Source organism: Moritella sp. (genome assembly GCF_033791185.1).
Lineage (GTDB): Bacteria > Pseudomonadota > Gammaproteobacteria > Enterobacterales > Moritellaceae > Moritella.
This window is the reverse complement of the sequence record NZ_JASJHF010000270.1, coordinates 1-12,177: the sequence shown is the minus strand read 5'-3', so window position 1 is coordinate 12,177 and position 12,177 is coordinate 1. Positions and strand designations below refer to the sequence as shown.

Here is a 12,177-nt window from a genome sequence, read left to right as displayed (position 1 = left end):
CTTGACCATTTGGCCAACAGATACCCATACTTGAACTATCAACTTCAACCAACTTTAAGCATATTTCATTAGATAGTTCTGTAAACATACCTTGTTTGATGTAGCTACTTACATCAAACTGTAGTGAAACAGTGAATTTGGCCACCGTTTAAGATTAATTTTGCCAATCATGTGAAATTAGAAAATCTATGGCAAACCGAAATGAACATATTTCAATTGGGCAATCGCACTAACTCATTTTGGGGCATAAATAGCTTAGAGTCATTGTATTAGCTGATAGTAATATCATTATATTTTGTAGGGAAATAGAAAGGGCTAAACAGAAGCCATAACATGCTTATGGCTAAATTAACATCGAGTATTTCTCCCTGTAAAGTTCCAGGGATTTATTGATTTTTTAAAAGTCTATTTGTTAGCAACAACCAGTTCACGATTTTCAATATATGTGTACTGACGCCAGTGATAGGAAGGGATTCTACCTTCCTCTATTAAAGAATCTAGCGCCTCTTTAGCGAGGCCTTTAGCTACGGTGTAATCCTCTAACAATATAGGGTTATCTATGTGGGTTCTTGCCTCTTGAAGACCTATTGTTCTTGCTTCCTCTAATGTTGCCTTTCTGCCCAACATTCCAAAGAGTATCCATGCAATTAGGATAACAATAAAAAGGACTAACAGTCTTATCATTTCAAACTCCCTATTTTCCAATAAATCTGTACATGAGCAATTAATTGTAGATTATGAATGATTAAACTTAACATTTGTGTTGCAGGACGTCTCGATTTGTAAAATTAATTCACTGCTACAAAGGATAACGAACAACTGAAAAATACCAATAACACTGCATAAAACCATCCAATTTCACAATTACCATTATGCATAAATATGATCAACTCAGTAGGTAAATTTTGCATGATAAAATGTATGCCAAATGGATATGTACATATTGTGAGTGAGTTAAAGATCTACACTTTGGGGCCAAATGAGCCAGCAATGATTTGCTGACCCTACACTGAACTGAGGTATATGAGTGCTTATTTTATAACTTAGCTAACTGCGATTTTCTGTCTTTATTAACCACGCAGAAATTGCCGCGTCTAGTGCGACATTTTGAACATCGTTCACATTCAACAGGCGCTCTGTTGCCTTCTTTCCAACGCTTAATTAACGACGGTTCCGACAATAAAGGTCTTGAGAGAGCAAAGTATTGAATATTGGTTTTATGGGCAATCTCTTCTATCGCATCAATATCCGTTAATCCGCCAACGGTAATAACCGGAACATCCACCTCTTCACTAATCACATGCCCATATTCATGGAAATAGCCTTCTTGTTGAATGGTATATCCATCAAAAGACTCGCCAATCATAGTGTTAGCCTTACCATGGATATTGCCAGAGATAATGATTGCATCCACGCCAATCGCGGCTAATTTTTTGCAAATCAGTCGTGTTTCAGCGAAGGTCAAGCCCCCGTCAAAAAACTCAGAAGCAGTCAATTTAACTAATACCGGATACTCATCACCGACCAGCTTTCTTATCTCAGCATAGATCTCTAATAATAACCGCATTCGATTATCTAGGCTGCCACCATATTGATCTTCTCTGCGGTTGTAATATGGGCTCAAGAACTGATTGATTAAATAGGTATGTGCCGCGTGTATTTCAACACCATCAAACCCTGAATCTTGGGCTCTTCGACTTGCTTGAGCAAATGCCTGAACGATGTAGTCTATTTCATCCTTGGTCATCGCTTTGCCTAATGTTTGTGTGCCTTTTTCGCACACCGCACTCGGCGCATAGATCACCCTTTCACCGACGTTGTGAGTGGTTTTTGTGCCACCGTAGGCAAGTTGCATGACGATTTTAGAATCATGCTGGTGTACCAACTCGGTGAGCTTTTGGTACTCACCAATAAAGGTATCATCGTACATGCCCATCATGCCAGCATTGGGCTTCTCTTCTGCTACAATATTTGCATAACCCGTTACAATTAGACCGACTTCACCTTGAGCGAGTTCTTCGTAGATAGCGTATAGCTTATCCGTCATATGGCCATCTTCTGTCGCCATATTTTCCCACGTAGCACTTCGAATAAATCGATTTTTTAATGTCATGTTGCCAATACGGGTTTCTGTATACAAAGTACTCAAGTTCAATCCTCTTAAAAATCGTTTTATATTACTCATCAGCATGATTAAAGGACAAAAAAAGAACACCCCTACTTGCGCATGGCTGCTCTTTTTTGTCCATTCTTGCTATGTGTAATCAGCAATGGTAAATATTACTGGCAATATAGATAAGATTCCTTAATCTGGATTAAGCTAGTGTCATCTAGATCATAAACCATCAACTAAAAATCTTATGTGTTAACATTTGCCAACAACACCATAAATAATAAAATTGCTTAATAGATCACACGACACTATAACTAAAAGAGCATAAAATAAAACCAAGATTTAGTGATAAGATATTGATTTGAAAAAGATCCGCCATATATCACACGCATGTAGCACGTGCGCTGACAGCAATACAATTAAGCACTTAAAATAAAACACTTTTACAGCAAGCCAAGCAAGAGGAACCTGCAACATGGAAAAGAGCATTTTTCAGTTTATCTGGAAATATTCAAAAATAAATCAGTTGGCTCTAACCGCTGTCACGCTCCTCACCTTCCCTATTCTGTACGTTTCGCTGGAGTTACCTAAACGCATTATCAACGATGCCATTGGGGGGACCGGAGAAGACGTTTCTATGCTGGGTATGATATTAACTCAGACGCAGTTTTTGATGGTACTTTGTATTGGTTTTCTATTGGCAGTATTGGCCAATGGACTGTTGAAAATGCGACTAAACACCATGAAAGGTGTGTTGGCAGAGCGATTATTACGACGATTTCGCTTTCAACTTGTCACCCGTATTTTAAGATTTCCACGCTCGTATTTCCGCACCACCAGCCAAGGTGAGTTAGTGTCGATGGTGACATCTGAAGCTGAACCCATGGGGTCATTGATGGGCGATATGGTGTCACAACCAGTGTTTCAGGCCGGCCAGATGTTGACTATTCTTACCTTTCTGTTTGCCCAGAGTTTCTGGTTTGGGGTAGCGTCCATCGCCTTGATCCCGTTACAGGCATGGATAATCCCCAAATTACAGCGCCAGATTAACTTGTTAAATAAATCCAGAATACAAGAAGTGCGCAAATTAGCCGCGGATATTGGCGAGACTGCAGCTGGTGTCGGCGATATACGTATGAATGGCGGAATGCGTCACAGACTGTCATTGTTTTCTAATCGTCTTGGGAATCTATTCGGCATTCGCTTCGAGATTTATCAAAAGAAATTTTTCATGAAATTTTTGAACAATTTCATCAATCAATTGACCCCGTTCTTTTTCTACTCTGTTGGTGGTTACTTAGCCATCCAAGGTGAAATAACGGTCGGGGCGCTGGTTGCAGCGCTCGCTGCCTATAAAGACTTGTCATCACCTTGGAAAGAGTTGCTGAGTTATTACAACCAGACCCAAGATATGGCACTGCGTTGGCAGGTGGTAATCGAACGTTTCGCGCCAAACACGCTGGTGAAAGATGCCTTGTTTGATGGTGAGCCTGATACGCAGACCAGCCTGTATGGAGACATCGAACTAAACCGAGTGACGGTGTGCGATGAAGATGGGCATGCGGTGCTGGAAGATATCAGCTTGACCATTCCAAAAGGCGCGCGCGTTGCAATCAAGACAAATAATGAGGCCGCGGCACTTGCATTTGCCGATATATTAACCCGCGAGGTGATTCCCCAACGAGGAAGCGTGCGGATAGCCGGACATGCGATGAATGATTTGCATCAAACAGTGGTCGCCAATCGCATCGGCTATGCCAGTTCCAAACCACATATTTTTCAAGGCACACTAGGTGAAAACCTATTTATGCCTTTTAATTTTGAGCCCGTTATTGACGCAGATACAGCGGTTGGGATAACCGATTGGCAACAAGAATCGGCACGTGCTGGCAACAGTATCGATCCTTTTGAATCTGAGTGGATAACCCCTCAAATAGCCGGATTTCAATCATGTGATGAGATCAAAGACTGGTGGTTTCAGTTACTTGAAGCAATGGGTACCGACGACTTCATGGTGCGTAAGGGGTTACGTTCTCGCCTTGATCCAGACGCTCAACAAGAGCTAGTAGCTGCGATTGTTCTGTTACGGCCCGAAATAGCGAAGCGGTTAGCACAAGCGGGACTGGATGATATTGTACATACCTTTCACCCTGAGCAATTTAATCCGGTATCCCCCTTGGGTAGCAACCTGCTTTATGCAGTTCCCACCAAAAAGCTGACCCAAGTGACCTTGTCACAAGAAGATAATTTTGTACAGATGTTGCAAGACGAAGGCATTGCAGAATATCTCGCTCGAATGTCAGCCAATGTAATCGAAGGCCTGACAGAAACGTTTGGTACTGATGGTACCGACCATCCCTTGTTTCGCCGTTTGAACATGGATGAAGATCTTTATCATCGCCTGAGAGTGATCGTCGCCAAAAGACGCTTAGTTGGCGAAAGTGGCTTGTCGGCCGAAGATTTCGCATTGATGCTGACCGTACCCTTTGCATTTTCTGCCGAGCAGATTGGGCCAGCTTTCACTGACAAATTCAAAGCACGGATCGTGCAAATACGCATGAAGAGCGCTGCAGATATGCTGGAAAAATTGGATGGCTTGTTTAAGCCAATTGACCCACAGTGTTATTTTCCGGTGATGTCGGTGCTTGGTAATGCCATTTTCGGACGAATTTCAAGTTTGGCCGGTGCCCGTGAAGCCTTGATTGAAGATACTGTTGTTGATGTCCTGAAGGAACATGGTCTAAGGAGGTTAGTCGCGCAATCCTTATATGATGTGACGACGACTCAGGGAGGAGAAAACCTGCCTGCTGTTTTCAGGGAGCGCCTAGCGTTCAGTCGTGCGGGGATCAAGAAACCTGATATTCTGATCCTGCGCAATGCATTGGCTAGCCACGATAGTGATGCCCGCGCTTTGACGCGCGAACGTATTAGTGACTTGATGCCAGACACCACGAAAATTTTCATTGAAAACCAATTCTACAGTCCAGAGTGTTACGATTTGTTCGTCGAGATCGTGGATGGGCGTATTGATGGTATTGCGCGTCAAGATGATCTGCAAGATGAAGATGCGCGTCAGGATTTGAACCGCAAATTACGCGCAGTGGCGCAGGCCGAATTATTTTCAGGACTGGATCGAAAACAACAGCGCCTACTCGCCTTTAGTGCGCAATGGTACAAAGTAAAATCGGGGCAAGAGATTTTTAATGCTGGACAAGAAGCAGATGCTTCCTATCTGTGTGTGAAGGGGTTAGCAGGATTATATTGGCCAAAAAGTGCAGGCGAGAAACACTTGGTATCAGAAATTGCACCGGGACGATTGATCGGCGATTTGGCCGTCATCCATAACTCACCACGTCTGTTAGATTTAATTGCGCTAGAAGACAGCGTATTTCTGCGCATTGGCGCCACCGAGTTATTGGCGGTGATCGAAAATGACGCGATGGTGGCGGCAAGCTTATTGCGTTCAGTTGCAAGCCATTTGTCAGAGACTGCCGCAAGTCTGCGGGCAACACGGGCATTGGCTATTAAACATGGGGTCGATTTCACCGAGTTAGATAAACAGGAACAGGAACAGGGCTAAGCATTGCCGGTGCTTTATTCTCAATCACGCTGTACGATACTGACGAATATAACCGTTATGAGCCGGTTATATTCGTGATTGGCATTGATAGCGACAGCGCAAACGGCTACTTTAAAAAACCGAAAAATAACGTGGTGAATATCCCTGCTTCATCGCATCAGTCATTTTTAGTAGCTTAGGTAATGCATGCCGAAAGAATGTTTCATACCCTTCACAAAGCAGGTTTAAATTCTGCCCATTTAAGGTTTTATCAATCCGGTTTTTTGGGCAACCGCCATTACACATAGGCAAAAAATCACAGCGTCGGCATTTATCGTTAAGATCATTAAATTTATCTTCACCAAATTGACGCTGCACCTGCGAGTTAACTAATACCGCAAAGCTATCTTGCTTGGCATTACCAAGTTGATACTCGTCATAACCATAATGATCGCAACTATATGTTTCACCCGTTGATTCAACCATCAGTTGCTGGCCACACGTATCACTGTGATGGCACATTTGGCTTTGCTGACCCATTAAGATCATCAGGCAATTTTCAAAAAATTGCACATAAACCTCACCAACGTCATGATTACTCCATTCATCAAAGACAGCACACAAGAATTCACCCCACTGTTTACCCTCTAGCGACCAATCATAGTCAGAGCGTCGATCAAGTGCATAGTCAATACAAGGTTGAAACTGCATGTAACCACTGCCGTTATCTTTTAAAAAGGTATAAATTTGTTTGCCATGTTTATAGGTTCGGTTGTTCACCACGGTAAGGGTATTAAACTCGACATTATGCTTGTTAAGATGGTGAATACCGCGCATGGTACGCTCGAAAGAGGACTTACCATTTTTATCGATGCGAGCAATATCGTTTAACAAATTAGGTCCATCAATACTGATGCCGAGCATGAAGTTATTCTCAGAGAAAAACTTCGCCCAACGTTCGTTAATTAAAGTGCCGTGGGTTTGTAATGTATTGCGAATTGTGTTGTCGCCTTTGACTAAATTCTGCTGCGTGACAGCCTGTTGATAAAAGTCTAACCCGCGCAACATAGGTTCTCCACCATGCCACACAAAGTCGGCTTGTTTGAACTGATTTGGCTGAGATCCAATATGATTTTTTACAATCGACGCCATCAAGGTTTCTGACATAGATTCAAGCTTGGCCGTTTCATTGGCCAGATAATAACAGTACGAACAGTCTAGGTTACACTTCGCACTTTCAGCTTTAATAAATAAGCTATAAGGTAGGGATAATTCAGTCATAAAGCCTCTCAAAAACATCAATCTTTCACTTATTAATAACGATACTACCATCACCGAACTTGTTCAATATGGCCAGCATCATTACAATGCCGCGCATTAAACCGACCTCGACGACCGAGATTAAAAATCAATACAAAACAGCAGCTTAAATTAACAAGTCTGTGTATTAACTATTGTAATAGTGGCTATTTACCTTTTGTTTTCGGTTTAGTTTTAAGATGTGTCTTTACCTATCTGTATTCAGCACACTAAACCTGCGGATGAAGCCTGTAATTGGTTACCGGCCCCTGCGGATGATTTTTACCTGCATATGCGTTTGTATGAGCCAACTCAAGCAGTATTAGACAACAAGTATCCCCTGCCTCAAGTCAGTAAAGTGCAATGATTTACTGACGAATAAAGAGTTAACTATTAAACTTGATAGCGCGAACATTTGTGTTATCAAGTTTTTCTATTCATAATCCCTGCTAATTTATTCTTCATCAATGGGAAAATCGTTTGCATCGTCCAACGAAAGAGCAAATTCGGGCATTACCGTTATTTACAGGTATCAGTCTTGATAACGTTGTAGTTGTGCAAGATATAGAAACTGCGCAACAAGCGATAGCTGAACTAAAACAGAGTACATGCCTCGGGTTTGATACTGAAAGTAAACCATGTTTCACCAAAGGCGAAGTGAATACCGGCCCTCATCTGGTTCAACTTTCAAACCAATCAACGGCTTTTTTGTTCCCGACTCGATTCTTATCCATAATGGCATCATTAGATCAAATATTGAGAGACCCGAAGATAAAGAAAGTTGGTTTTGGTCTGGCCGGAGATAAGAAGATCCTGAAAAACAAATTCGGGATCAACTTAGTCAATACACAAGACTTATCGGTCAAGGTGAAAAAGTATTCAGGCGAAAAGCAACGCATCGGTATCAGAGCGGCGGTTGCCATGTTATTAAAGCAGCGTTTATCAAAAAGCGCTCAACAGTCTAATTGGTCAGCTTTCCCGCTCCAAGAACATCAGCTGAAGTATGCCGCAAATGATGCGTATGCAGCGCTATGTATTGAACTTGAAATGAACAAAAAAAAGTGCGGCATAACCGCACCTTGTTAGCGCCAGAATTGACTCAGAGAGAGACTACTTAACAGATTTATCTGCGATACCAATACCACCCGCTTTTTGTCTTGGAGGGTATGCCATCAACGACTTCTGGTACTTAGCTGCTTCTCTTTGCAGTTGTGGAACAGCCCATGTTTTCTCTTTCATCCACAAGAACCAGCCGTAAGTTTCCGGACTACGCTCATAGGGATCCGCTTTGATGTTAATCAGCATGCCAAGCGGCCACTGTTTTGCTGGTTCTTTCCATTCAGTTTTAGTCTTTAAGTGGATCTTCCATTCATCAACACGGAATGCATTAAGATCTTGCTCGTTGTAGTAGAAGAACTCATGACGCAGACTCGGTGCATTCTTGGTCAACATATCTAGCTGATTGTAACCATCGATATGCACGTTATACTCAATACCGTTGAACTTCTTACCTTCAAGTAATTGCTCTTTAATATTGGGCTCACCAGCTGCAGCCATCAGGGTTGGCACCCAGTCTTCAGACGTCATGAAACCATCTGTGTATCCACCTTGTGGGATCTGAGCAGGCCAGCTAACAAGCATAGGTACACGGAAACCGCCATCCCAAGTTGTGCCTTTTTGACCGCGGAATGAAGCTGCACCGCCATCAGGCCAATGATCTAAGTTCACGCCATTATCTGAAGTAAACAGAATAATGGTATTGTCCATCTCACCCTCGGCTTCTAGCTTGTCGAGTAGCACACCAATTTGGTCATCGAGCTCGATCATGCCATCGTAGTAAGTGGTGGTCTGACTAGCGCCTTGGTATGCCTCACGAACATGCGTTTTTTGATGCATGCGTGTCGGGTTGTACCACATGAAGTACGGCTGTTCGTCATGTTGCGCTTCATGCTTATCTAACCAGTTAGTCGCGAAATCCAAAAACTCACCGTCAATAGTCTTCATGCGTTCGGCACCTAATGTGCCTTTGTCGGTTATGGTTTGCTTACCGACCATGCCAAATCTTGGGTCTGTGCTCTTATCCACTTTATCGGTGGCGACGGTGTGCAGTACGTTACGTGCTCGGCCAGTAAAGTTGGGATCTTTAGGGAATTCAGGCTGCTCAGGTTGTTCCATCACGTTGAGGTGATAAAGGAAACCAAAGAACTCGTCAAAACCATGCACAGTAGGCAGATGGCTATTATTGTCACCTAAATGGCTCTTACCCACATGCACCGTTGCATAACCCTTGTCTTTCAACATTTCTGCGAGGGTTGGATCTTCTTTTTGCAAACCAAGCGATGAACCAGGCTGACCGACCGAGGTTAACCCGGTACGGAATGGATATTGGCCAGTAATGAAGGCTGAACGACCCGCAGTCGAACTCCCCTGGGCATAGTAATCACTGATCATCATGCCTTGTTCAGCTATGCGGTCGATGTTTGGTGTTTTAACTGCGCCAAGGCCACGGTGATAAGCAGAGATATCCATCGGACTTACATCGTCAAGCATGATGGCGACAATATTGGGTTGCTCACCAGCCACACTCGCGGAACTCGCCGACATAATGGCCAAGGCGAGTAAGGATTTGTTTAATTTCTTCATAATTCGTTTCCCTAAATAGCTCTACTGGGTGGTTTTAATCGCTGGAACCGTCCATTTCATTTCCAAGATTTCTTTTGACGGATTATAAAGACGCGTCAGTACATAAAAATCACCCTCGGGGGTTGGCAGCCAGTTGGCCGCTTTGTTACCTTCAGGCTTTTCATGTTGAAAATAGAGTTCAAACGAACCGTCACTGTTCTTCGTCAGGTCAGTCAGATTATTCACGCTGTGGCGATTAATGGGGTTATCCACCAGCAATTTGCTGTTGGCGTCATAGACGGTAACCGACCAAAATGCTCCAACCGGAGGCTCCTGCTCAAAAGTGATCTGATAGCTTTGCTGACCATTTAAAGGCTGGTTCTCACTGTCGGTATAAGTGATCGGATAGATAGCTTCTTTCGCACCTTGACCGCCTAAATAAGGGCCTGCGATCAGTGAGCGTAGCGCGTTATCATCAGCAAAGTTGTCTAACGAAAAGGCATAATACCAACCGTCTTTCACCCCTAAGGTATTAGGATTTGCAACTTGAGCATTAACGATATGCTTGCCCTGCTCGATTGCTTTAACCAGCTCTTTCTGCATGGCGGGACTTAACTTACTGCGATCGAAACCGTTTTCGGTTAAACCGATTTTTGCAAATTGCCCCAACAAGGCTTTCTGACGCTCTTCAACAGGATTGTCTTGTAGGTACCGACCAAGCTCAGCAAAGAATGTTAATGGGTCTGCATCATTGTTGCCGATTGGCGATAGCGGCGTTGTATTCGCCACAGCTGCAGCGCCTAAATATTCACTCAGTGGCGTCAATTGATACTGATCTTGAACAGCGTGAACGGGCTCATAGTCATCTTGGCCTAATACCTGAGTCCGGCCCCATAACCACACTTTCGTGGTCGGTGCTTCAACCAAGATCGTGTTCCTTGGCACTTCTCCGGTCCAACCAGGAGGCACAATCAAAAACTCTTTAGCTAACGAGCCTGTTTCACGCGTACCAACATATTGAAATAGGTTGTGCCACATATCAAACATATCGATTACATAGTAACGATCGGTCACTGAGGGTACCGATAAAACCATTGGTTGTTGTGATAGATCCAGAATGGCACTTGAATACAGGGTGTCTCTGTTAGGCGTTGGCATATCCGTATCTGCAGGTGAACTCAAGCGGCGGGCATGTCCAAATTCATTCAGTGGCGCGCGATAGCTGGTATCGCTTTGCGGCTGTGACATATCAGTATATTGGCGGGCAACGTGCTCCATTCTAACGAGTGTCGAACCCCACATATAAGCATTTAACCCTAAATGATACGCTTCAGCATTAAGCGCATTAGTGGTCTGCTGCATCATCTCTGACTGACTTGGCTGAGTATTGGCTTGAGCACTTTTATTGGCTTGCGCACTTGCATACACAGTCCCACAGGTACCTAGCGCTAAAACAACAGCTAATGTTATGGTGCGAATGTTATTGTTGATCATAGTGTTTTCTCCTTTTTTTTTATAGTATTCGAAACAGGAGAAAAAATGGGTAATAGCCTGTATTAACTATTTTAATAAAGGCGATGTAAACAAGAGGAATAGCTAAGGAAGGAAGTCATGGGTATATATCTTGGCACTAATGAAATAACGGCTGGGAAAATATATTGTCAGCTATCAAAACTGTTTTTAATTTCGGTATAGAGCCATGCAGTTAAAGGATCATTTTTGTTACGTTGATGTGTTAACAAACAAAGCTCTCTGCGGAAAGTATCTTTATATAACTCCGGCGGTAATAATTCAGAGCGGTAGTTATCCGGTAATATTTTCGCATATTTTTCAGTTAACACGCCGATGTAATCCGTCTCACTCACCAACTTTAACATCATGCTCATATCACTCGTTCGGACATTAATACGCTTATCTAAAGCATATTTCTTAACCAGCATTTCCGCTTTTGATGGCTCGATATAGCCAGGGATCGTATTGATACAAATGGGATACTCTAATACATCCGCGAGTTGATTTGATTTTAGTGGGTGCCCTTTTCTCATCAGTAAAGCAAAGCGATCTTCACCGATGTTTTTTTGGTAGATATTTTTATTGGTTTCCAAAGGTAAATAACAAACGCCCCAGGAGTTGGCTTTTGTCTCTAATGAATGGACGCCTGTTTCTCCCCACTGATAACAATCAATGGTTATATTGGGTGCGAGAGTGGTGAGCTTATTGATTAGCGGTGCCGCCAATAATGTCATCAACGACGGTGGAAACATCAAATAAATTTCGGTGTTTAAATCTTCGATGTTCCATTCACTAACGTCAGTATACAAAGCCTCAACTTGATCCAGTAATCCGGGGACCTGGGTAAGTAATAACAAACATTTTGGCGTTGGTTCTAGTTTGTTTTGTTCACGAATAAATAACTGGTCATTAAATTGCTCTCTTAGTTTTCGTAGCATCACACTAATAGTAGGCTGACTTACGTTTAACTGTTTAGCTGCTAGCACTGTCTGTCTAGTCTCATTTAAAACCAATAATACCCTTAATAAATTGAGATCTTTACGCATATGAATACCGTTTGCTAAATTTCATT

The 12,177-nt window shown here is 42.9% G+C and carries 9 protein-coding genes; 3 read left to right on the top strand and 6 right to left on the bottom strand.

Going from position 1 to position 12,177, the window contains the following annotated elements; all coding sequences use genetic code 11:
• Positions 1-405: 405 nt before the first annotated feature.
• Together QNK26_RS15360 and QNK26_RS15355 are read right to left on the bottom strand one after the other, a co-directional pair.
• A complete protein-coding gene (locus QNK26_RS15360; RefSeq protein ID WP_319224689.1) occupies positions 406-684 on the bottom strand; it encodes a hypothetical protein in 279 nt (92 codons plus the stop codon).
• 352 nt (positions 685-1,036) lie between these two features.
• The gene (locus QNK26_RS15355; RefSeq protein ID WP_319224686.1) at positions 1,037-2,149 is read right to left on the bottom strand and encodes an NADH:flavin oxidoreductase; all 1,113 of its coding nucleotides are present in this window, start codon (positions 2,147-2,149) and stop codon (positions 1,037-1,039) included.
• A gap of 439 nt (positions 2,150-2,588) precedes the next feature.
• Here QNK26_RS15355 and QNK26_RS15350 point away from each other — a divergent pair, with 439 nt between their 5' ends.
• Entirely contained in the window at positions 2,589-5,693 is a 3,105-nt protein-coding gene (locus tag QNK26_RS15350; protein WP_319224683.1) for an ABC transporter transmembrane domain-containing protein, read from the top strand.
• 111 nt (positions 5,694-5,804) lie between these two features.
• Here the strand turns inward: QNK26_RS15350 and QNK26_RS15345 are convergent, their stop codons facing one another.
• Complete coding sequence (locus tag QNK26_RS15345) at positions 5,805-6,953, bottom strand: anaerobic sulfatase maturase (RefSeq protein WP_319224681.1); 1,149 nt, start codon at positions 6,951-6,953, stop codon at positions 5,805-5,807.
• Positions 6,954-7,173: 220 nt separating this feature from the next.
• On the opposite strand from QNK26_RS15345, the gene QNK26_RS15340 reads away from it, so the two are divergent.
• A complete protein-coding gene (locus QNK26_RS15340; protein WP_319224679.1) occupies positions 7,174-7,338 on the top strand; it encodes a DUF1214 domain-containing protein in 165 nt (54 codons plus the stop codon).
• Between the two features lie 113 nt (positions 7,339-7,451).
• Positions 7,452-8,057, top strand: a complete 606-nt coding sequence (locus QNK26_RS15335; protein WP_319224676.1) for a 3'-5' exonuclease — start codon at positions 7,452-7,454, stop codon at positions 8,055-8,057.
• A 24-nt stretch (positions 8,058-8,081) separates the two neighbouring features.
• Here QNK26_RS15335 and QNK26_RS15330 read toward each other — a convergent pair whose 3' ends face one another.
• The 3 genes from QNK26_RS15330 to QNK26_RS15320 form a co-directional block, all read right to left on the bottom strand.
• Positions 8,082-9,614 carry a sulfatase-like hydrolase/transferase gene (locus tag QNK26_RS15330; protein WP_319224674.1) on the bottom strand — a complete coding sequence of 511 codons (1,533 nt, stop codon included), beginning with the start codon at positions 9,612-9,614 and terminating at the stop codon, positions 8,082-8,084.
• Positions 9,615-9,635: 21 nt separating this feature from the next.
• Positions 9,636-11,087 (bottom strand): DUF1254 domain-containing protein, encoded by a 1,452-nt coding sequence (locus tag QNK26_RS15325; protein ID WP_319224671.1) that lies wholly within the window; start codon positions 11,085-11,087, stop codon positions 9,636-9,638.
• Positions 11,088-11,254: 167 nt separating this feature from the next.
• A complete protein-coding gene (locus QNK26_RS15320) occupies positions 11,255-12,151 on the bottom strand; it encodes a LysR family transcriptional regulator (protein ID WP_319224668.1) in 897 nt (298 codons plus the stop codon).
• Positions 12,152-12,177: the final 26 nt, after the last annotated feature.

What these genes read in the sequence shown, in the direction of transcription:
- QNK26_RS15360 (WP_319224689.1), bottom strand. Translation starts at nt 684, where the DNA reads ATGATAAGACTGTTAGTCCTTTTTATTGTTATCCTAATTGCATGGATA.
- QNK26_RS15350 (WP_319224683.1), top strand. Translation starts at nt 2,589, where the DNA reads ATGGAAAAGAGCATTTTTCAGTTTATCTGGAAATATTCAAAAATAAAT.
- QNK26_RS15345 (WP_319224681.1), bottom strand. Translation starts at nt 6,953, where the DNA reads ATGACTGAATTATCCCTACCTTATAGCTTATTTATTAAAGCTGAAAGT.
- QNK26_RS15330 (WP_319224674.1), bottom strand. Translation starts at nt 9,614, where the DNA reads ATGAAGAAATTAAACAAATCCTTACTCGCCTTGGCCATTATGTCGGCG.
- QNK26_RS15325 (WP_319224671.1), bottom strand. Translation starts at nt 11,087, where the DNA reads ATGATCAACAATAACATTCGCACCATAACATTAGCTGTTGTTTTAGCG.
- QNK26_RS15320 (WP_319224668.1), bottom strand. Translation starts at nt 12,151, where the DNA reads ATGCGTAAAGATCTCAATTTATTAAGGGTATTATTGGTTTTAAATGAG.